19 protein-coding genes and 1 pseudogene are annotated in these 21,328 nt (G+C 36.3%); 6 read left to right on the top strand and 14 right to left on the bottom strand.

Going from position 1 to position 21,328, the window contains the following annotated elements; genetic code table 11:
• Positions 1-606 precede the first annotated feature (606 nt).
• Positions 607-1,695, top strand: coding sequence for a diguanylate cyclase (locus QQZ16_RS14225; protein WP_284561439.1), 1,089 nt, complete (start codon positions 607-609; stop codon positions 1,693-1,695).
• Positions 1,696-1,791: 96 nt separating this feature from the next.
• Here QQZ16_RS14225 and QQZ16_RS14220 read toward each other — a convergent pair whose 3' ends face one another.
• Complete coding sequence (locus QQZ16_RS14220; protein WP_284561438.1) at positions 1,792-2,280, bottom strand: hypothetical protein; 489 nt, start codon at positions 2,278-2,280, stop codon at positions 1,792-1,794.
• Between the two features lie 323 nt (positions 2,281-2,603).
• Between QQZ16_RS14220 and QQZ16_RS14215 the strand changes: the two genes are divergently transcribed.
• Positions 2,604-4,157 carry an ABC-F family ATP-binding cassette domain-containing protein gene (locus QQZ16_RS14215; RefSeq protein WP_284561437.1) on the top strand — a complete coding sequence of 518 codons (1,554 nt, stop codon included), beginning with the start codon at positions 2,604-2,606 and terminating at the stop codon, positions 4,155-4,157.
• Between the two features lie 282 nt (positions 4,158-4,439).
• Here the strand turns inward: QQZ16_RS14215 and QQZ16_RS14210 are convergent, their stop codons facing one another.
• Complete coding sequence (locus QQZ16_RS14210; RefSeq protein ID WP_284561436.1) at positions 4,440-5,390, bottom strand: glycoside hydrolase family 43 protein; 951 nt, start codon at positions 5,388-5,390, stop codon at positions 4,440-4,442.
• A 758-nt stretch (positions 5,391-6,148) separates the two neighbouring features.
• On the opposite strand from QQZ16_RS14210, the gene QQZ16_RS14205 reads away from it, so the two are divergent.
• Entirely contained in the window at positions 6,149-7,315 is a 1,167-nt protein-coding gene (locus tag QQZ16_RS14205) for a GerAB/ArcD/ProY family transporter (RefSeq protein ID WP_284561435.1), read from the top strand.
• Positions 7,316-8,125: 810 nt separating this feature from the next.
• On the opposite strand, the gene QQZ16_RS14200 is transcribed toward QQZ16_RS14205, so the two are convergent.
• A complete protein-coding gene (locus tag QQZ16_RS14200; RefSeq protein WP_284561434.1) occupies positions 8,126-8,275 on the bottom strand; it encodes a hypothetical protein in 150 nt (49 codons plus the stop codon).
• A gap of 137 nt (positions 8,276-8,412) precedes the next feature.
• Positions 8,413-8,742 (bottom strand): hypothetical protein, encoded by a 330-nt coding sequence (locus QQZ16_RS14195; RefSeq protein WP_235252807.1) that lies wholly within the window; start codon positions 8,740-8,742, stop codon positions 8,413-8,415.
• A 99-nt stretch (positions 8,743-8,841) separates the two neighbouring features.
• Here QQZ16_RS14195 and QQZ16_RS14190 point away from each other — a divergent pair, with 99 nt between their 5' ends.
• Positions 8,842-9,291, top strand: a complete 450-nt coding sequence (locus QQZ16_RS14190) for a hypothetical protein (RefSeq protein ID WP_235252808.1) — start codon at positions 8,842-8,844, stop codon at positions 9,289-9,291.
• A gap of 199 nt (positions 9,292-9,490) precedes the next feature.
• Here the strand turns inward: QQZ16_RS14190 and QQZ16_RS14185 are convergent, their stop codons facing one another.
• Positions 9,491-10,114 (bottom strand): FMN-binding negative transcriptional regulator, encoded by a 624-nt coding sequence (locus tag QQZ16_RS14185; RefSeq protein ID WP_235252809.1) that lies wholly within the window; start codon positions 10,112-10,114, stop codon positions 9,491-9,493.
• A 22-nt stretch (positions 10,115-10,136) separates the two neighbouring features.
• Positions 10,137-10,325 (bottom strand): annotated as a pseudogene (locus QQZ16_RS14180) (GNAT family N-acetyltransferase); the annotation flags it as partial.
• 1,384 nt (positions 10,326-11,709) lie between these two features.
• Here QQZ16_RS14180 and QQZ16_RS14175 point away from each other — a divergent pair.
• Together QQZ16_RS14175 and QQZ16_RS14170 are read left to right on the top strand one after the other, a co-directional pair.
• Positions 11,710-12,654 (top strand): SDR family oxidoreductase, encoded by a 945-nt coding sequence (locus QQZ16_RS14175; RefSeq protein WP_031536848.1) that lies wholly within the window; start codon positions 11,710-11,712, stop codon positions 12,652-12,654.
• A gap of 251 nt (positions 12,655-12,905) precedes the next feature.
• Positions 12,906-14,441 (top strand): multicopper oxidase family protein, encoded by a 1,536-nt coding sequence (locus tag QQZ16_RS14170; RefSeq protein WP_031536849.1) that lies wholly within the window; start codon positions 12,906-12,908, stop codon positions 14,439-14,441.
• 207 nt (positions 14,442-14,648) lie between these two features.
• Here QQZ16_RS14170 and QQZ16_RS14165 read toward each other — a convergent pair whose 3' ends face one another.
• From QQZ16_RS14165 to QQZ16_RS14130, 8 genes are all read right to left on the bottom strand, one after another.
• On the bottom strand, positions 14,649-15,386 hold the full coding sequence (locus QQZ16_RS14165) for an ABC transporter permease (protein ID WP_031536850.1): 738 nt from the start codon (positions 15,384-15,386) through the stop codon (positions 14,649-14,651).
• Positions 15,383-16,117: an ABC transporter ATP-binding protein gene (locus tag QQZ16_RS14160; protein WP_031536851.1), complete on the bottom strand. Its 735-nt coding sequence runs from the start codon at positions 16,115-16,117 to the stop codon at positions 15,383-15,385. The genes QQZ16_RS14165 and QQZ16_RS14160 overlap by 4 nt, the downstream gene beginning before the upstream one ends.
• Positions 16,114-16,419, bottom strand: coding sequence for an AbrB/MazE/SpoVT family DNA-binding domain-containing protein (locus tag QQZ16_RS14155; RefSeq protein WP_031536852.1), 306 nt, complete (start codon positions 16,417-16,419; stop codon positions 16,114-16,116). Before QQZ16_RS14155 ends, QQZ16_RS14160 begins: the two co-directional genes overlap by 4 nt.
• Before the next feature lie 165 nt (positions 16,420-16,584).
• Complete coding sequence (locus tag QQZ16_RS14150) at positions 16,585-18,156, bottom strand: recombinase family protein (protein WP_031536853.1); 1,572 nt, start codon at positions 18,154-18,156, stop codon at positions 16,585-16,587.
• Between the two features lie 3 nt (positions 18,157-18,159).
• Positions 18,160-18,573: a recombinase family protein gene (locus QQZ16_RS14145; protein ID WP_031536854.1), complete on the bottom strand. Its 414-nt coding sequence runs from the start codon at positions 18,571-18,573 to the stop codon at positions 18,160-18,162.
• On the bottom strand, positions 18,574-20,136 hold the full coding sequence (locus QQZ16_RS14140; RefSeq protein WP_031536855.1) for a recombinase family protein: 1,563 nt from the start codon (positions 20,134-20,136) through the stop codon (positions 18,574-18,576). It abuts the gene before it with no gap.
• Positions 20,137-20,197: 61 nt separating this feature from the next.
• Positions 20,198-20,437, bottom strand: a complete 240-nt coding sequence (locus QQZ16_RS14135) for an SHOCT domain-containing protein (protein ID WP_031536856.1) — start codon at positions 20,435-20,437, stop codon at positions 20,198-20,200.
• 178 nt (positions 20,438-20,615) lie between these two features.
• Complete coding sequence (locus QQZ16_RS14130) at positions 20,616-21,317, bottom strand: N-acetylmuramoyl-L-alanine amidase (protein ID WP_031536857.1); 702 nt, start codon at positions 21,315-21,317, stop codon at positions 20,616-20,618.
• Positions 21,318-21,328 lie beyond the last annotated feature (11 nt).

Below are 21,328 nucleotides of genomic sequence, written 5' to 3'. Positions count from 1 at the left end.
TGTGGTTACTTAAACTCTAACAGAAATGGATTCTTTTTTCATTTATTTGATGAATGACAATTCAGCTGTGCTACGTGATAAATAAGCATTCAATAGCTTGTCAATAAGTTTTTATGAATAATTCAGGATAAAAGTACATTTATTTTTTTTATAAAAAAGCTCATATTGATTCTCCTAAAAGTAGACCTTTACCTGAGTAGATTTCAAAAATTTCCTTTAGTAGAATCTCCTTACATCTACAGAAAAAGAAAATTGATTCAATCCATTATATTAACAAAAACAGAATAAGTAAAACTTGCTATATAATCAGGGAAAATACTGATTCAACTAATGCATTTAAGCTTGTTCCTGCTCCCTTTTCATACTTACTCTATCGGAAATAAAGCAAGAGGATAAGAATGTTTACAAGCAAATACATATTGGCTTCTCCTTAACCATCTATATTTAAATATTATCTTCATATTTTTACCATTACCTGTATTATTATCCTTTTGATTGATTTTTTTCATCCTAATTTCACCCGATATCTTTTTCCATAAAAAACCATATCAAATCAATTCCATTCTATTTATAGCTCTGTTATCTTAATTAAGGTGATTAATTATTATGATAATAAAAGAGTTATTTTCTAATCTTGCCATATTGGTATCCTTACTTTTTTTGTATAGTCAAATAACCAAACAGAAGCCTTTAAATCGTCAATCCTCGTTAAATAGGAAAATAGCAATTGGGATTGTAGGAGGTATTTTCGGAAATATACTCATGCATTATAGTATTCATATTGGAGATATCATTATAGATCTTAGACATATTCCAATTATGATTTTAGCTTTTTATGGAGGAGCAATCCCTGCATTTATTTCCATGCTTTTAATCATTATAGGTCGATTATTTTATGGCATTAATTTGGCATCCTTTTTGGCCATTGCTCTCATTTTTTCATCTACTATTGGTGCTGTATGGTTTTCTTGTTTTACCTTATCTACCAAAAACAAAATCATTTTAACCCTAAGTTGGAATAATTTTGTTTTTACCATATTCGCCATCTATCTAATCAATGACTGGAATATTCTCCTTGTGTTAATTCCAACCTATTGCATCATTTCCTATCTTGGTGGATTTATTGGATTTTATGTCATAAATCATTTAAGATCGATTCAATTATTGTTTGAAAAATATAGAAATGAGTCCACAATAGATGGTCTTACAGGATTAAATAATTATCGGAATTTTGACAAGCTCTTTAATTCGTTAATAAATCAAGTTACTGTTAAAGAAGAAAAACTTTCACTCCTTTATATTGACATTGATTTCTTTAAGAAAATTAATGATCGATATGGACATCTAAAGGGAGATGAAATACTAAAAAGCCTTGGGGAGATATTACAAAAATGTACCAAGTCATATGATGTCGTCAGTAGAAATGGTGGAGAAGAGTTTACCGTATTATTATTAGATTGCCCTTTGGAAAAAGCAAAAGAAATGGCAGAAAACATTCGAAAAACTGTAGAGGAATTTCCTTTCTATGCGTTAGAAGAAAAAATCCACCTAACCGTTTCAATAGGAATTGCTTGCTACAATGAAACTACTCTCAAAGCAGTAGATATTATTGATGATGCCGACAGAGCCCTTTATTACGCAAAAAATTCTGGAAGAAATAAAGTATGTATAGCGAACCAGTTTACGGAAAAATAAGATCCCAAACCTAGAATGAATAGAAGTAAAAATGGAAAGAACGAATCAGCTATTTCACGATTCATTCTTTCCACTTTTTTAATCACATAGTTTTTATTAATTTATTTCTAATCTTATAAGTCTCCACTTAGTAAAACAGAATTTTTCATATAAATATTGAAATATATATAACATTAACGACAAAATTGAAAAAACATACATAAGTTGTATTTTTTTCATTCGTACTAAAGATGCTATACCAAATTTTGTTAAGAAAGGCACTGTAGCATATGTAAACATTCCATCAAATAGCATATTTAATGCAAAATATCTAAAAAACCTGCCATACGTCCATTTTAATATCCATATTGAACCAACAAAAAAAGGACCAAGCATAAAAGGAATTTCTCCTGATAATCTAGGATGAAGGGTTTCATACCACCACCACCATTTTCGCTTTTTAGCTATAACATTGACTAACTTCACCATTGATGCAATAAAGACTCCTGCTGGCAAATAACGCTTGAACGTTTTCTTCCCTAATAACGGCGCAGTAACCCAAGGCAATATCATGGACAAGGACAATACTGTCTTGGAATATCTCATTATTTTCATCCTACACACCCTTTAAACATTCATTAAGAATATTATTCCCCAAAAATTGCTAATGTTTACGTATGGGATGAATTCTTTTCTTTCATTTTTTATTCAACTATTCCTATATAGGAAAACCTTGTAGCATATTGTATAATAGACTTTTATCCAATCGTTTAGACGATTCAATGATCTAATTCAATTAAGAAAGGGGAGTCTTCAAGTTAGCCCCAAAATTGAATTACGTTTTGCACAAATAATAAAATTCGAGTTAGAAAATCTATTCTAAATTTAGTATGATATCCACATGTGATATAAAAGAAGGGGTTAAAAAAATGAGCGTATTAAACGTACAAAACTTAAGCCACGGTTTCGGTGATCGTGCGATATTTAATGATGTGTCTTTTCGACTTTTAAAAGGGGAACACGTTGGACTTGTTGGGGCAAATGGTGAAGGGAAATCTACTTTCATGAATATTGTGACCGGCAAGCTGCAACCTGACGAGGGGAAAGTACAGTGGTCACGAAAAGTTCGTGTTGGTTATTTAGATCAGCATGCCGTACTTCAAAAAGGGACTACGATGCGTGAAGCTTTGAGTACTGCTTTTCAATATCTTTTTGATGCAGAAGCAGAGATTAATGAGCTTTATGCAAAAATGGGTGATGAAAATGCTGATATCGATGCATTACTTGCAGAAGTTGGAGAGCTACAAGAAACATTAGATAGTAATGATTTCTATCAAATTAATTCAAAAGTGGAGGAAGTGGCTCGTGGTCTAGGATTAGATGATGTTGGACTTGATCGGGATGTAGCTGATCTTAGCGGTGGGCAACGTACGAAAGTTTTGCTGGCTAAGCTATTACTAGAAAAACCTGAAATCCTCTTACTAGATGAGCCTACGAACTATTTAGATGAACAGCATATCGAATGGTTAAAGCGCTATTTACAGGATTATGAGAATGCATTTATCTTGATTTCACATGATATTCCATTTTTGAACAGTGTTGTTAACCTGATCTATCACATGGAAAACCAAGAGTTGAATCGCTATGCTGGTGACTATGACAACTTCGTAAAAATACATGAAATGAAGAAACAACAGCTAGAATCTGCTTACAAGCGTCAACAACAAGAAATTGCAAATTTAAAAGATTTTGTTGCTCGCAACAAGGCAAGTGTCGCAACCCGTAATATGGCAATGTCCCGTCAAAAGAAACTAGACAAAATGGAAATTATTGAATTAGGGAAAGAAAAGCCAAAACCAGAGTTTAAATTCAAAGAAGCTCGCGCAGCTAGTCGTTGGATTTTCACGGCAGAAGATCTTGTTATTGGCTATAACGAACCACTTTCTCGCCCCCTAAATTTAAAAATGGAACGTGGACAAAAAATTGCCTTCGTTGGTGCAAACGGTATTGGTAAATCCACTCTGTTAAAAAGTATTCTTGGATTAATCACCCCAATTTCGGGTACCGTAGAACGCGGTGATTATCAACACATTGGCTACTTCGAGCAAGAAGTGAAAGAGTCCAACTACAATACATGTATTGAAGAAATTTGGAGCGAATTCCCTAGCATGAATCAGGCGGAAGTTCGTGCTGCTCTTGCAAAATGTGGATTAACAACGAAACATATTGAAAGTAAAATCGAAGTCCTTTCTGGTGGGGAAAAAGCCAAAGTTCGCTTATGCAAAATTTTAAACACAGAAACGAACTTATTAATCCTAGATGAGCCTACCAATCACTTGGATGTCGATGCAAAGGAAGAACTGAAACGTGCATTAAAGGAATATCGCGGAAGCATCTTAATGGTATCCCACGAACCTGATTTCTATCGTGAAATCGCGACAGATATTTGGAATTGCGAGGATTGGACTACGAAGGTGTTTTAAGTAAAGATGAAGGGGTACCCATTGCAATTGGGTACCCCTTTTAAATTTTAATAAAATATTATTTTTTCACACGACATGTAAAATCCAGGCCAAACATAATAACTGGGTTCCTATACTTTATAGTTAAAACTCTAGTACTGATGGAACTAGGTTTATTCGTCTGTTTTATAAACGGTTCAAGCGTGTTTAGGTGGTAGGAATTTTGTTCTTTACGTGTCATAATTCCTTCTACTTTTTAGAATATAAGGAGAATAGGAGAACCATTCCTCTGTTTCCTACTCATCACTCACCAGAAGGAATGGTAATCGGTGCTGATGTACATAACGGGACTCCAAAATTAGGAGAACCATCGGCATTCCAATTGAATTTTTGAATTCTAGCACTTCGTCGCTGGCTTCCTCCTTCTGATTCGGAAATAGCATGATAAACAATCCAATCTTCTGTCCCGTCAGGAGATTGTGTAAAACTATTATGGCCAGGAGCAAATACCTTATTTTCGATACTTTTCTTGAACACAGGCTCAGTAGATTTAAGCCAAACTTCGGGATTCATGACATCCATATTCTCAGAGATTGTTAACATTCCCAAACTATAATCATCAGACCAAGTGGTACTAGCAGAATAGATTAGAAACAATTTATTATTCCTCTTTAACATTACAGGTCCCTCATTAATCGCCATTCCACCTTGCTTTTCCCAATCATACTCAGGTTTTGATAATAATACGTTGGGACCAGTAAGTGTCCACGGATTTTCCATCTCAGCTATATATAGAGCTGATCCATACGCAGGAAAGTTACCATATCCAGCATATACAAAATAAAGACAACCTTTATGTTCAAAAATCGTTCCATCTAAACCAGGATATTCTGTATTTACATATCCTCTGTCTAGCCAATTCCCGTCAAACGGATCTTCCGCCGAATTCTCTAGCACAAATATCTTCCTTGATTGATCATCCCCTATCCCGTCATTTGCCGTGAAATATATATACCATTTCCCATTTATCCGATGAATTTCTGGAGCCCAAATATTAGCACAATTGATTCCTTCACTCGGAGCAGTCCAAATCGTTTTACAATTTCCTTGTGCCATTCCACTTAATGTTGGCGACTTCCATAAATCAAGCCTTGTCCTTTTTGTGACCATAAAATAGTAAGTATCTTTATCCTTATACACCCATGGATCTGCCCCAGGTTCTAGAATCGGGTTATAAAAAGTTGATTTCCCCATAACTTCCTCCTCTTACTACGTTTTTAAACTAGAAAACTATATTGCAAATATACTTTTAATAAAGCCTTTGAGTTAGAATCGAAATAAAGAGGGCTTTAGTGTAAGGAAACGCTGTTAAGGAAAGCGTTTTCAAATTATAAAAAGGCTTGAACACTTTCTGCTTTAAATAGATATAGCCTCTCTTTTAATAAACCAACTAAATGCTAAAACATGATGCCATTACACATTTTCTCCCCATTTAATCTTATTGAATTTTTATTTCTGTTTGTTTTGGCATTCAATATATCTTTTAAAGTAAGTTCATAATGGTGGCTTCTGGTTTTAAACAGCTGCCATCAAAGAAGAAGGAGTAAGCTCTATTACTCCATTATATTCCCTTTGTTTAGGACCTTGTTCCACCACCTTGTATAATCTTAGCCGCTTATGATATTTCTATCTTAAATAATCCTCGAATTCTATAACATATCCCTACTCTCACCTAAAGTTACCCAATATATTTATTCTCTACCGTCTCTTTCTTTTCCTTTTAAAATTGAATAGGCTACACTTTTTTATGTCAAGTAGATTACAAATCATATATTTGGTGGAGATTCTACTTGACTATAAGAGAATACCGAACGTGTACTGAGAATCTCTAAAATAAATCGTGCAACTGTAACAAACATCTAAAGTATTTTCTATTTATTGGAATATTTTCAGGGTTTTAATAAATAATAAAACGTATCAGAAATTATTTATTCCTAAAGGGAGCTTAAGAAATGGTGTTAAAAGAAAAGGTTTCTTTAAACCAATTATTCAACCTTGTTATTGGATTTAATTTAGGTAGTTCTCTAATTATAGGAATTGGTGTAGATGCAAAACAAGATGCTTGGATTACTGTTTTATGTTCTTCCATAATTGGTATTTTCATTACCTTATTTTACTATCATTTTCACGAAATATTACCTAATAAAAACTTTTCTGAAATGATTGAATACATATTAAATCGTCCAATTTCCATGTTGATTACGTATATATATACTATCTATTTTTTTTATTTAGCAACTAGGGTTATTCGTGATTTTGGAGAATTGGTAACAACATTTATTCTTCCTATCACTCCTGTAGAAATTTGTAATTTTAGCTTAATAGTAATCCTTACCTACATCATCTATTTAGGAATGGAAGTCTTAGGAAGAGTAACAGAAGTATTTACACCATACGCCATTTTGTTCCTTATCATTATGACCTTTCTATTAATTGGAGATGGTGACATAAAATTAGAGAGAATTACACCTATTTTAGCTACAGGTATAACACCAGTGTTAGATACCATTTTCCCGTATGAACTCATTAGACCATATGGTCAATTATTTACATTAACATTTTTATTCTCTAATTTGCCACAACAAAAATATGTACGACATACATTAATTTACTCTGTAATTTCATCCGGCTTTTGGTTGACGATAGGAACTCTAATTATAACTACTTCTTTAGGCACTTCCATCGCAATTCGAAGTAATTTTCCACTTGTAAGTGCATCTCGCTTAATTAACATAGGCGATTTCTTACAAAGATTAGATGCATTCGCCGTGTTTATTATCGCATTAGGTGTGATTATTAAAATTTGTATTTTTTCCTTTGCAGGTTTAAAAGGTTTAGAATACATCTTTAAAATCCCCTATCGAGTATTAGTCGTTCCAACCATGTGTATTTTATCCCTGTATTCCACCTTTATTAGTTTCGACCTTTCTGACCATATCACCGAATCAGTAACGGTAGTTCCATATTTTTTAAGCTTACCTTTATTTTTTCTATTACCTAGTTTATTTATGTTATTAGCAATAATTAAACTGAATTTTAAAATTTTAAGTCACAGTGACAACCCGAAATTTGTCGATAAATATAGGTATATCTGTATCTATCCTACGCAAATGGATTAATCAATTTCGATTTAAATAAGGAATATTCCCAAATGAAGTTCGTTCATTTGTCCTCCCAAAAAATATATGCGGTGTAATTGTATTCATTTTTCTTTACAATGTTGCCATCACAATCACTTAAAAATACAGCATTGCAATCTTATTAACTCCCTGTCAACATAATTCAAGGTATCACTATGACAGAGAATCAATATACTCGCAGATGAAAAAAATCAATCATGATGAGTATTTAGAATGGTGGAGGATAACAATAGCGAACTCACTCAGCTTGCAGAAAAGAAAAATGACATGATCTCCATGCTTGAAAGTAATCGACAAGTTAAAAGAAGAGCTTCTTCCATTTCTTAACTTTGATTGCTAACGTCCGAAATTCTACATCGTCTCATCAATATAATCAATGTAAAAGAAGACGGCACACCGGTTATTCATTACCGATTTGCCGCCCCGACATTTGTATAGAAGCATGATTTCCCCTTATCGGGAGCCTGCTTCTTCTTTTAAAATCATCTGCGATACTACCTCAACATGTGCTGAGTTGACAGTGAATACAAAAGGATAAAACTAGGAGTAGCACTTGCCATAATTTTATTGTACATAAAGAAATAAGCCACCTTTATAGCAACTTAAGGTGGCTTATTTCTTTTCTGATCAAAATCGTGTAGCTAAGTGATAATCACCCCAAGCTATTACTTGTGACCGGCTGATGGGGTGATTACCTTCATCCTTAATATTAAGCTGGCCGCTCTTCATCGGCAATTGCTTGGCTATTGATATTACCAGTACCTATACCCTTATCATTATTATATCTTTTTAGAGAGCATCTTCCAACTCTTCTTCAGAGTAGCCGAAAGTGTAATCTTCATCTTTTCCATTTGAAGCCCAGATTTGAGCGGCATCATAAACGCTTTCGTCTAAATCTTCGTCATCATCTAAACCATATCTGCAATTTGCGCAGTACATATCACTAAAAACGTATTTCTTAGTTAGAGGTTCTCCACATTGTGGACAAGGTGGAGTCTCACCAGTAAATGCGTTTTCCTCTTCCCAACCTTTCCCTTTAGAAATATCTAATTATCCCATGTTGATACCCTCCCTCTTTAATTAACCTCAATCGCTTCATCAGTTTCGCCATCGGTTTCTTGCATTACCTCATTTTCAGTAGCTGCTTGGGTAGTATTGTAATTCTTTATGCCTTGTATAAGTTCCTTTTTGGCTGATTCAACTTCGGCAGTTGAGATGGCTTTTTCCTGAGCCAAGTAGTCAATTATTTTTCGCACACTGACTGTAAGGGCAATACCTCCGGCAAAAGCAACACCAACCCAAGGAAAAATCCTTTTTTCTCCGGATTTAACTAGTAGTTCGACAAGTTTTTCGGGACCACCGCATTCCTTTGCCATTTTAGATAGTTCTGCGTAATTCCATGCCATAGTTTTCCGCTCCTTTGATAATTATAAAGTAGACGTTTATGTTCACATTAGCTACAATCATTTTAAACATTAATGTCCGCAAATCGGGAGGAGAAGGTAATGGGGAACAAAAAGGCTCGGAAAGTACCTATCAACAAAGAGCGTTTTATTGAAGTACTAAAACATAGAAGCTGTAGTATTAGGAAACTCGGCGAAGCCTATGAGGAAATCGAACGTACAGAAAAAACAATACGTCGATGTTTAGATGATGGGGAAATGCCGCCGGATTTGCTGGATAGGATTGCGAAATATCTTGATGTTCATCCAGACTATCTGTCAGGTGCATATGATGAAAAAGCTGACAAAATTGAAAATGAGTATTTACTCGCTCTTACTCGTTCTTTCATAAAACCAGAAAAATATCCGTACCTCTTAAAAGCCAAAAGCGCTATAAGTTATAAAACATATTTCGAGAATATTCTTACCATGAACGATATCACAATGGAGCTATTCCAAACACTTCCACCGGAGAAGCGTATAGTGTTCCGTCAAGATGTATTTGGCAATTAAAAAATGCTGTTTACGGCAGTATGTTTTTTGAATGTAAGAAAGCCGAAAACATACAAGGAATGAATAAAAACTTGCATATTTTCGGCTTATGATAACTTTGGATATTAAACTAAAGCCCCCGTTAGCGTAAGTACATTCCTTCACAAACCTGAAAGGAAGCTGCCAATATGATAGCTCCGTTCAGGTTGTTTCTTTGGGCTTATATTTGATTTTTTAATCTATTTCCCATTAGTTCTGACATTTGTTTCGAATTTGGACTTCCTTCATTTTGTAAATTATTAATAATGTTAATATAATCAGTTTCATTACGATTCTGGCTTAATTTATAAGCAGCCTGGACTTCTGCAACTTTAATCTTAAAACCAACGATCCCTTTTAGTTGATTTTCTAAGAGCTCAGGAGAAAGTTTATCCCATAAAACTGGATTTTCACGATCTTGTTCATATTTTTTCAACATTCCTGTTAATTCTTCTATTAGTTCATCTTTTTCTAAAATACTTGCTTTTCCATACATATGGATAGCCTGATAATTCCAAGTTGGAACATTTTCGTGCGAATACCAGGAAGAAGAAATATAAGCATGCGGTCCCTGAAACATAACAAGTACATCTTCACAGGTTTCAAATGTTCTCCACTGAGAATTTCCATAAGCCATATGTCCAGTAAGATAGTAATCGTCACCTTTTTTCTTTAATACCAAAGGCAAATGGGTGGCAATTGGTTTCACTTGTTCTGTTGTAATAATCGTGGCAAAAGAGTTTTTTTGAACAAAATCCAAAATTTCATCAACATTTGTGACCCTAAAATATTTTGGTATATACACCATAATCCACCTTTCAAAAATGTTATAGAATTGATTTGGTCATTATAAAGTCAATTTGCTCTTCATCACCCATATTAAAAGAGTGGGCTCCAGTTTGAACAAATCCCATTTTCTTATAAAAAGCAATGGCATTTTCATTTTTTTCCCATACGCCTAGCCATATTTTCTTTTTATTGCGTTCCATCGCAATTTCCATAGATTTATTTAGTAGGGAATTTTAAGTCACAGTGACAACCCGAAATTTGTCGATAAATATAGGTATATCTGTATCTATCCTACGCAAATGGATTAATCAATTTCGATTTAAATAAGGAATATTCCCAAATGAAGTTCGTTCATTTGTCCTCCCAAAAAATATATGCGGTGTAATTGCATTCATTTTTCTTTACAATGTTGCCATCACAATCACTTAAAAATACAGCATTGCAATCTTATTAACTCCCTGTCAACATAATTCAAGGTATCACTATGACAGAGAATCAATATACTCGCAGATGAAAAAAATCAATCATGATGAGTATTTAGAATGGTGGAGGATAACAATAGCGAACTCACTCAGCTTGCAGAAAAGAAAAATGACATGATCTCCATGCTTGAAAGTAATCGACAAGTTAAAAGAAGAGCTTCTTCCATTTCTTAACTTTGATTGCTAACGTCCGAAATTCTACATCGTCTCATCAATATAATCAATGTAAAAGAAGACGGCACACCGGTTATTCATTACCGATTTGCCGCCCCGACATTTGTATAGAAGCATGATTTCCCCTTATCGGGAGCCTGCTTCTTCTTTTAAAATCATCTGCGATACTACCTCAACATGGCTTGAGAGGACAGAATGAATGTCATTTGAACCTGCCAGTTCTCGGAAACATATCTACTGCGTTTTTGGGGCTATCGGTAGACGGAAACATATCCACTCAGTCAAATTACCTTCACTGGACGAACCACGCTGTCATCTTCATCATTAATCAACTTTCCTTCTAAATATTTATCAAATATTCCAAGAGAAAGAAAGGTAACAACTCCGTCATTATTTTAAATTTCCAATTCTATTGGCTTTGACGAAAGGAAAATCAAATGCACTTTTATATCCTCATCCACACCGATAAATTCCTTTACTTTCTAAGGTTCTGAAAGTATTATGTCATATCTCTGCCTGCAACGATCATAATACCCATATAACATCAAAATCACCATAATATATTTCCCAATCACCGAAAATCCTTTGGTATTTTACATCTTTTTCATTAATCTTTTTAGAGTATGGGATAGGTTTGTACGTAACGAGGATTAGCATAATAGGGCGGTCTAGGTCCTATTAACGGCATTGACCACGTGTAAGGGTTGTTATTATAGAGCATCTCTACTTTTTCATCTAGAAAATTCACTAGTAATAATTTGACTTCAGGGCTATATTGAAACAAGCGAATAACCTCCTCTTAAATTTACCTAATACACCTTATTCAGCAACCTCTTATAAAGAGCAAGTACTTCTTTCATAAAGCTTTAAACAATTTTGGATTGGAACATGCACTAGGTACGCCCATGCAACATAATGTAAAATGGTATTTTCTATTAATGCAAGGAGGTCTCCAATGAAACAGTATGAGCAAAAAAATCAGAAGAGAATCACCGATGGAAATTATCCAATATATCCAAATTACGGGGTAATAACTCGCTATGAAGAAATTCCGATTAATGTCCCTGAACAACGTCAACTTCGACAACCGGGCGTTGAAAAACTGATGGTTCCCCGGCCTATTATTGAAAATCCAGAGTACAGGGGAAGCGGGAAATTAACAGGGAAAGTCGCCCTCATCACAGGTGGGGACAGTGGGATCGGAGCAGCTGTAGCAATTGCGTTTGCTAAAGAAGGTGCTAGTGTTGCCATTTCCTACTTGGATGAACATGAAGATGCAAGCAGAACAAAAGCACGGATCGAACAACTCGACCAGCGTAGCATTTTATTGCCAGGTGATGTCCGAGAGAAAATTCAATGTATCTCCATCGTGGAACAAACGATCCAATCATTCGGACGATTGGATATTCTTGTTAACCACGTGGGTATCCAGTTCCAGCAGCCAAGTTTACTCGATATCACTGACGAGCAATTCGATGACACCTTTAAAGTTAATATCTATTCTCATTTTTACACAACTAGAGCAGCGCTTCCCTATTTGAAACCAGGCAGCTCAATTATTAATACATCTTCGGTTACGGCTTTTAAAGGTCCTTCACAATTGATTGATTACACATCAACGAAGGCAGCGAATATTGGCTTTACTCGTGCTTTGGCCAATAATCTTATAGATAATGGAATTCGGGTCAATGCTGTAGCACCAGGATCAACCTGGACTCCACTCCAACCGTCAACATATTCTGCAGATCAGGTCGCTATATTAGGTTCCAGTAATCCGATGCGGAGAATGGCCCAACCATTTGAGCTTGCGCCAGCATACGTCTATCTTGCCTCTGACGATTCCAGATTTGTTACTGGCCAAACCATTCATGTTAATGGTGGAGAGCTAACATCATCATAAGAAACTATTCGACCAGTAAGATTAGTTAATCTTGATGCTTGATAAATTCCATTAAATAAGTTAATAATTGTGGGTACAACTTGTCAGTTCCTTGGTGTTAGGGATTAAGTGTTGCGTGTGGTAACCCCACTTTTAATCTAAAACTATGGGGGTGGCAAGTTTTTTGCATTTATAGCCCTTTAAATCAAGGATTATTAACTTTTTTAATATAAAAGTTTTGACATTACGGTATGTTATAAAGGAGGCGAATTATGATTCTCTCTAAATTTGTAGACGAACTACCCATCCCACCTATTTTAAAACCTCGATGGAAAGATCAGTTTTATACTTATTACGAAGTAAATATGACTGAATTCAGTCAATCACTTCATAGTCAGTTAAATGACTCAACTGTTTGGGGGTACGAAGGTGGATATCCAGGACCTACAATTGAAGTCGAAAGTGGAGAAAAAGTGTTTATTAAATGGATTAACAATCTTCCTGATAAGCATCTTTTTCCAATCGATTATACGGTTCATGGGGCTCATCGGGACGTGCCTGATGTAAGAACAGTCGTGCACGTACACGGTGCTTGTGTTGAATGGGAAAGCGATGGCTACCCAGAGGCTTGGTTTACAAAGGGATTCAAACAAGTGGGGCCATATTTTAGAAAGCAAATCTATCGATATGATAATTGTAATAATGCTTGCACGCTGTGGTATCATGACCATACGATTGGGATTACGAGGCTAAATATTTATGCAGGTTTGGCAGGATTTTATCTTATCAGGGAAAATCGGGAGCGTTCATTGAATTTACCGAGTGGAAAATATGAGATTCCTCTTATGATACAAGACAAGACATTTAATGAGGATGGTTCTCTTTACTACCCGAAGCAACCGGAAAAACCGATTCCTGAATTAGAAATGTCGATTATTCCTGAATTTATTGGGGATACGATTCTAGTAAATGGTAAAGTATGGCCTTATTTAAAAGTGGAACCACGTAAATACCGATTTAGGCTTTTAAACGGATCCAACACTCGTTTCTATAGGATTAAGCTTGATTCTGAACAACTTATGTATCAAATTGCGACTGATGGAGGACTGCTAGAATATCCAATTGGTATCAAGGAAATCATGTTAGCCCCTGCAGAAAGGGCAGATGTAATCATTGATTTTACCAACTTAGAAGGGAAGAATATTATCATGAAAAATGATGCCCCCGCTCCTTTTCCAGGGGGGATCAAACCGGATCCAAATACGGTTGGTCAAGTGATGCAATTTAGAGTAACTCTTCCTTTATCAAGTGTTGACACTAGTACAATTCCGGCTTATATGATACCTGTTCCAAAAATAAAGGAACAGTCAGTTACGAGGATAAGATACCTAACATTAAATGATAATATGGATCAGTACGGTCGTGAATGGATGCTATTGGATAATAAACCATGGGATGCACCCATATCAGAAAATCCAAAATTAGGGGCAACCGAAATATGGTACCTCATCAACGTAACTGATGATTCACACCCAATTCATCTTCACTTAATTGATTTTCAAATACTTGACCGAAGAAATTTCGATGTTGATAAGTTTAACAAGGAGAAGGTTATCGAATATACAGGTCCGGCAATGCCACCGGAACCACAAGAACGAGGATGGAAAGATACCGTTCGAGCTAATCCGAAGCAAGTTACTCGAATAATCATGCGGTTCGGACCATTTACCGGGTTATATATATGGCACTGTCATATCTTGGAGCACGAGGATTATGAGATGATGAGACCGTATATTGTTATCCGATAATAATCGATGGCTCGAGAGGACAGAACGAATGTCTTTCGAGCTGTCGGTTCTTGGAAACATATCCACGACATTTTTTACACTATCGGTAGGTAGGAACATATCAATCAATTTTCCATTTTTTGAGAAACATGATATGAGGGAATATATCCATCTTAAGCTAAATTTACATAAATCTTATCACATATTAACTTAATCACGCTCCTAAATTTAAGTATTATCACTACTCATTTTTCTAGTGAAAACTATAATTGCTATAGACATAACTATAACAGCATATCCAATTACCCACCATAAATGTGGGAATATATGATGATAGTCACCTGAAATTGCAGCCCGTCCTGCATCAACAGCATGTGCAAAGGGAAGCAATTCAGCAATTTTCTTAAAGGGTCCTCCAACAAGGGCAAGATCAAACCAAGTACCTGAAAGCCATGCACTTAAATTTGTCAGTAAAGCTCCGCATACGCCACCTACCTGCTTATCGGTGAACAAACTGCCACAAAGTAATCCAATAGCAATAAACAGTATTGCAGCTGGAACTAAAACTATAACTGCTAGTAAAACATTTAAACTAATTGTCAATCCAAGAAAGAATGCAACAGCAAAGCACACTCCAACCTGTAAGATTGCCATGGGTAGTAAGGGGAGTGTGTACCCAAATATGAAATTACTGGACATAAGCGGAGATGTGAATAAGCGTAACATCAATGAACTAGTTCTGTCTTTTGCAATCAACATGCCGGAGAAGAGTGAAATAAATGATAGTCCGAAAACAGCAATTCCAGGAGTCAATTGTTCAATTACAAATAGCTCTACAGGAACATTCGATTGAATAGCAGAGAGTAACAAGAGTAAAATAACGGGAAAGCCTATGCCAAAAGCTAAGTTAAGTTTATCCCTCAAAATTTCTTTACTATTCCTCGTAGCCAATGCTAATGTCTTCATACACTAGCCCTCCCTTCTCCTGCAATGGCAATAAAGGCATCTTCAAAACTTTCGGCGCTTGTTTTTTTAATCAGTTCGTCAGCTGTACCAACTTCTTTTAACTCTCCTTTTGTCATTATCCCTATACGATCTGACAAAGAGACTGCTTCCTCTAAGTAATGGGTGGTTAATATTATCGTGACCTTACCTTTCATTTTTTTAATAATAGTCCAAAGTTCTCTTCTTGCAATTACATCAAGTCCAAGAGTGGGTTCATCAAGAAATAATAACCGTGGTTCTGATATTAATGCCATTGCAATACTAAGACGTCTCTGCCAACCACCTGATAATGTTTTAGCTCGATCTTTTGCTATGTTAGACAGACCAAATGAAGAAATGATTTCATTTGATTTTTCTTTGGAATCTTTTCTATCATACCCATATATTCCGGTAATAAATTCAAGGTTCTCTCTAACAGTCAAATTTGGAGCGATTGCAGTTTCTTGAGGAGAAACATTAATTAATTCTTTTACCTTGAAAGCATCTGAGATAATGCTGTTTCCTAATACTAAGGCATCACCATTTGTTGGTTTTACAAGACATGATAACATTTTTATAGTTGTAGTTTTACCAGCACCATTTACTCCGAGCAAAGCAAATAATTCTCCTTGATTAACGCTTAGATTAAGAGCATTAACTGCAACTCTCTCCTTATATTTCTTTGTAAGATTTTCTGTTTGGATTGCTATCATTCCTCGCCCTCCTTATCTTTATTTAGCTTTTTGATTTCTTCCGCAAAAATTAAACTATCTTTTTCGTTATGCTCAGGATAAATTTCTTTTGATCTCCCATCAAGAATTGCATCTGCAATCTTGTCGAAAACACCCATCCGTTCAATTGCAATACCTTTTTGAGCGTCTGCAAGTAGTATCAATGTATCCCCAGATTCAATGCTAAACATATCACGCACTTCTTTTGGTATAACAATCTGTCCTTTAGGTCCTACTTTAACTGACCCCATGTATTTACCATCCTTTTCTTTATCACTCTTCATAACATAACCTCCAAATCATTTTTATAATTTTATCTACCAACTCGTTTTACTTGTATAACAAGTTATACTAATTATACTTATAAATAATTCCCTTGTCAATAATTATTTGAGTAGGCCGACATTCAAAGAGAGTTTTCTTCTCACTCGGCAGCCTTCTAATCTGAGTTATATTTCTATATCAATCTCAACATCCGATTTGAATTCAACGGTGAGTTTATCATCAAAAACTGTTACCTTTTCAATAAGCCGCCTTACTAATTGCTCATCATATTCCTCCAACTCGCAGGATTGCTCATTCAAGAAATCAGTCATTTCAGCGATTCGTTGCCTTTTTCCTTCTCGCTCTGCATTTTCAACAAGTGCTTTTTGCTTTAATTCTTGAAGTCGGTAAATTTCATCAGCAACATCTTCATAGTCATTCTTGGACTTTGCTTGGACAAGAAGCTGTTGTTGTAATTCTTCCAATTTGCTATCAATGTCATCAGTGATATTATCTTTTTCTTCATTAAATACAGTAGCTATGTTTTTCTGTAGCGCCTGGATGAAGGGTTCTTTGTTAGCCAAAAGTTCGTTAATAGCCTTAACCACTGCTGTCTGCAATGTTTCCTCGTTTATGGTAGGGGCAGTGCATTCAGACCCTTTTTCCTCCAAACGACTGACACATCTCCAAACAATAGACTTGTAACCTCGGTTATTCCAGTGTACTCGTCGGTAAATATCACCGCATTGCCCGCAGTAAACAATACTTGATAAGGCATACTTACTACTATAAACTCGCTTTTTACCGCCCTTGCCGCCGCGAAGATTTGCTCTTCGAACCATCTCTTCTTGAACCTGCATAAAAAATTCACGTGGGATGATAGGCTCATGGCTGTTTTCTACGTAATACTGGGGAACGATGCCGTTATTCTTGACCCGCTTTTTAGAAAGGAAATCAACTGTGTATGTCTTTTGTAGTAGGGCATCACCGATATACTTTTCATTCTGCAGTATCTTTTTCAGTGTTTCCGGTCTCCATTTTGCTTTGCCTGCTGCTGTAAGAATACCGTCTGCTTCAAGTCCTCTTGCTATCTGCAAAAGGCTGGCTCCCTCTAGGTACTCCCTATAAATCCGTTTAACAACTTTAGCACCCTCTGGATCAATCACTAATTGCTTGTTTTCATCCTTAGTGTAACCAAGGAAACGCTTGTGGTTGACTTGAACCTCACCTTGCTGATATCGATACTGAATACCTAGCTTAACGTTCTGGCTTAAGGACTGGCTCTCCTGCTGGGCAAGTGATGCCATAATGGTAAGTAGGACTTCACCCTTAGAATCCATGGTGTTGATATTCTCTTTCTCGAAGAACACAGCAATGTTTTTATCCTTTAACTGCCGGATGTACTTAAGACAATCCAACGTGTTTCTGGCAAATCGGCTTATTGATTTTGTGATGACCATGTCAATATTGCCTGCCATACACTCCTCAATCATGCGGTTAAATTCATCACGCTTTTTCGTATTGGTACCAGTGATACCGTCATCCGCAAAAATACCTGCCAATTCCCATTCCTTGTTCCTCTTAATATAGTTTGTATAATGCTCAATCTGAATTTCGTAACTTGAGGCCTGCTCATCACTATCTGTTGAAACTCGGCAATAAGCTGCCACTCGTATTTTGGGTTTACTCTCACTATTTTTATTATTTCCGATTCGTTTAATTGCTGGAATTACTGTTACATTCCTGCTAACTGCCACTGGTTACACCTCACTTTCTATCAAACTGTAAGCATATTCTGCCTGCTTATATGGATCGTCATATTTTTGTACCAGAGGTTTTGCTTTGAACTTTACAGGATAAGTCGTTTCCGGCACATCTTTGGGCTCCCATATCCTTCCGAGCTTTTCTGCTCGCTTTCGTTTTTCTAACCTTGCTTTTTCAAATGTCTCCTCATCAATAATTGGAGGGTAGAATTCATCGCCAAGGTAATGCTTGTTCTGCAACATCTTACTTACTGTGGCATGGTAGCAGTCTATCCCAGCTTGTTTAGCAGCATCCTTCAAAGAAAGTCCTGCCAAATATCCTGAATATAATTCTTTTACCTGCTCTGATGATTTTTCATCCACAACAGCCTTTCCATCTTCAATTCTATATCCATAGGGTGTGTGCCCCATCTAATTCACCAACCTTTCCTTCAATGTGATTCCACATTTTAATTCAAATCCGACTTCCTCTCGTGAAAGGACAATAATCTTCTCTACGTATTCTTCAAACAGCTCATCCCCATAGGATGTGAGCATTTTGGACTTAGTGGCAAACTTAAGTAAATGGTCAACCTCGTCTACTTTTGCAAAATTGCCATTGACAGAACGAGTAAGTTGATCCTTTTCAGCAAGAAGTCTTTCTCTTTCTGCTTCCAGTGAATTCTTTTCTTTATTAAAAAGAGCAGGTTCCAGATATCCTTTGGCCATTAAACCCGTCAACATCTGGCTCTGCTCCATGTTATTTTCAATCTTAGTCTCCAACTCTTCAATTCTGCGAAAACTTGCCGCATTGTTCTGGTTACGTAACCCATTCAAAAGTGGTCTTAATATGAATTTCTGACCGAAAATGAGTTTATTCATCATCGTGACAAATGCAGTCTTTATATCTTCATCTCGTATGAACTGCATGGAACATTCCGTTATATTGCTTATATGCTTACTGCAACACCAAGCAATGTATTTTCTTCCAGATGAATGAATCCGTCTTTTAAAGGTACTGCCACATTCCGAGCAGATGATTTTACTGGAGAAAGAATATCGGTTTAAATATTTGCTGTTGCGCTTTTCGATGCTTTTTTCCTTTGCTCTCTGATTGAGAACGGCATCTACAGCTTCAAAATCTTCATGGCTGATAATTGCCTCATGATGGTTTTCTACTAGATACATATCTTTCTCACCATAATTGGTGTGCCTATTAAAATGGCTGTCCGTATAAGTCTTTTGCAAAATAACATCACCAGTATATTTTTCATTAGTCAGAATCCCTCTAATCGTAGTAGCTGTCCAACGACCACCTCTTTTTGATGGGATACCCTTTTGATTAAGATCATTTGCAACTTTCTGTGTGCCTTTGCCCGATAATACCTCTGCAAAAATATACTTCACAACTTCAGCCTGCTTGGGGTTTACTATCATTTGACCGTCATTATTTTGATAACCATATGGCGGGTAGGAAATTTTAAAGGTTCCGTTTTGAAATCGTCTTTGAATGGCCCACTTCGTATTTTCTGAAATGGAAATTGACTCACTTTCTGCAAGCCCACTTAAAATGGAGAGCATCAACTCGCTTTCCATTGAACCCGTATTGATATTTTCCTTCTCAAAATAGATATGAACCCCAAGGCCTATCAGTTTTCGAACCATCTCCAAGCAGTCTGTAGTATTTCTCGCAAATCGGCTGATGGACTTTGTAATAATTAAGTCAATCCTTCCAGTTTCACAGTCTGATAACATTCTAAGCAGGTCAGAGCGGTTTTCCTTTTTCGTGCCACTGATTCCCTCGTCATAATATAAGCCTGCATATTCCCATTCTGGATTCGCCTTTATATAAGTCTCATAATGAGCCTTTTGCGCTTGCAAGCTGACTAGCTGTTCATTACTATCTGTTGAAACTCGGCAGTAGGCAACTACTCGTGTTTTTGGCTTAATAAAAGAGTTGGCTAGATTCCCTTCTATTTTCGTTATCTTTTTCATCCTCTCACCTCCTTCTTGGTAGGTCACATATTACCTCTGGAACCCTTATATATCAACGGTTTCAGGGCATTATCTCAGCTAAAAAGGGGGAGAATGTTTGGCGATTGAGTGCATCTATCTTGTTGAATTCTACTTCAGTTATTAAGCCTTTTTCGAGCATCTTTCTCAGCAATTTTTCTGCCTGAATATAATCAAACTCACGTTGTAACTGTTCCTGTGACACTCTCTTAAGTGCGGTGATGCTTTTGTCTATAACCTCATCCGAGATCTTCGTAACTTTTTTATCCTCGTGCTGATTCACTAGGAATCACCTCCTACCTAATAGCCGTGGGAACAGGTCGAAGTTGAGGATTTGTAGAATTTAATTAAATCAAGGCATAAAAAAAGAGCCTGCAAGGGAAGAACCCCCGCAGGCTAGATAAATTAATAGTTTAATATTTTATTTAGGAATCTCGATGATTTTTAACTCGCTCAATTTGTTAATCATACTTAATAAATGCATCCGTAAAGCCTGCCTTTTTAGCCTTGGCAAGCTGTGCCTCAGCATTTGCTTTATCCGAATATGCACCGATCTGCACACGGTAATATTTCTTTTTCACTGGTTCTGCTGGCTTATTTTCTGTGATTAGTAATTTCTTCACATCCGCTCGAAAGGTGTCCATACTCTTCCCATGTTTAGGGAACCAGTGCATCACATCCCCATGGTTACTGGCAATGCCTCGTTTATAACCTTCGCTGTGACAGATGATATCTTTTTCGCTAAATCCATAGAGTTTGCAAAGATGTACACAAAGCTCCACAGCTTCCTTGTAAACAGCAGAAAAATACGAGGCATCGGTCAATCCGTCCTCGCAAATTTCAAATCCAATATGAGTATTGTTCGCAGCTCCGCCAGCATGCCAACCTCGGTGATTCCAAAGTAATGTTTGATAGGTAGCAATGGAACCATCTGCTAATTTACCAATGAAGGCATGGACACAGACTTCACGCCCTCCAGGTTTGTCTTGATTCCAATGGTTGTTATACTGGTTCTTTCCTAGCAAGCCATCGTCTGGGCCAACGTAGCGCTTCAACCATGGGTTGTTTGCACCAGTCGAGTGAACCATAATACCCTTTGGCGTTATGATTTTACCCGCTTTATAGCAGGCATTGTTCGTAAGTAATAGTTTGCGTAACTTCATTAAAATCACCT

It is taken from the genome of Bacillus sp. T2.9-1, assembly GCF_950097965.1.
GTDB lineage: Bacteria > Bacillota > Bacilli > Bacillales > Cytobacillaceae > Niallia > Niallia hominis.
This window is presented reverse-complemented; position numbering and strand designations above follow the sequence as displayed.

What these genes read in the sequence shown, in the direction of transcription:
- QQZ16_RS14130 (WP_031536857.1), bottom strand. Translation starts at nt 21,317, where the DNA reads ATGAAGTTACGCAAACTATTACTTACGAACAATGCCTGCTATAAAGCG.
- QQZ16_RS14210 (WP_284561436.1), bottom strand. Translation starts at nt 5,390, where the DNA reads ATGGGGAAATCAACTTTTTATAACCCGATTCTAGAACCTGGGGCAGAT.
- QQZ16_RS14220 (WP_284561438.1), bottom strand. Translation starts at nt 2,280, where the DNA reads ATGAGATATTCCAAGACAGTATTGTCCTTGTCCATGATATTGCCTTGG.
- QQZ16_RS14145 (WP_031536854.1), bottom strand. Translation starts at nt 18,573, where the DNA reads ATGGGGCACACACCCTATGGATATAGAATTGAAGATGGAAAGGCTGTT.
- QQZ16_RS14140 (WP_031536855.1), bottom strand. Translation starts at nt 20,136, where the DNA reads ATGAAAAAGATAACGAAAATAGAAGGGAATCTAGCCAACTCTTTTATT.
- QQZ16_RS14225 (WP_284561439.1), top strand. Translation starts at nt 607, where the DNA reads ATGATAATAAAAGAGTTATTTTCTAATCTTGCCATATTGGTATCCTTA.
- QQZ16_RS14190 (WP_235252808.1), top strand. Translation starts at nt 8,842, where the DNA reads ATGGGGAACAAAAAGGCTCGGAAAGTACCTATCAACAAAGAGCGTTTT.
- QQZ16_RS14165 (WP_031536850.1), bottom strand. Translation starts at nt 15,386, where the DNA reads ATGAAGACATTAGCATTGGCTACGAGGAATAGTAAAGAAATTTTGAGG.
- QQZ16_RS14215 (WP_284561437.1), top strand. Translation starts at nt 2,604, where the DNA reads ATGAGCGTATTAAACGTACAAAACTTAAGCCACGGTTTCGGTGATCGT.
- QQZ16_RS14175 (WP_031536848.1), top strand. Translation starts at nt 11,710, where the DNA reads ATGAAACAGTATGAGCAAAAAAATCAGAAGAGAATCACCGATGGAAAT.
- QQZ16_RS14170 (WP_031536849.1), top strand. Translation starts at nt 12,906, where the DNA reads ATGATTCTCTCTAAATTTGTAGACGAACTACCCATCCCACCTATTTTA.
- QQZ16_RS14205 (WP_284561435.1), top strand. Translation starts at nt 6,149, where the DNA reads ATGGTGTTAAAAGAAAAGGTTTCTTTAAACCAATTATTCAACCTTGTT.
- QQZ16_RS14160 (WP_031536851.1), bottom strand. Translation starts at nt 16,117, where the DNA reads ATGATAGCAATCCAAACAGAAAATCTTACAAAGAAATATAAGGAGAGA.
- QQZ16_RS14200 (WP_284561434.1), bottom strand. Translation starts at nt 8,275, where the DNA reads ATGTACTGCGCAAATTGCAGATATGGTTTAGATGATGACGAAGATTTA.
- QQZ16_RS14155 (WP_031536852.1), bottom strand. Translation starts at nt 16,419, where the DNA reads ATGAAGAGTGATAAAGAAAAGGATGGTAAATACATGGGGTCAGTTAAA.
- QQZ16_RS14195 (WP_235252807.1), bottom strand. Translation starts at nt 8,742, where the DNA reads ATGGCATGGAATTACGCAGAACTATCTAAAATGGCAAAGGAATGCGGT.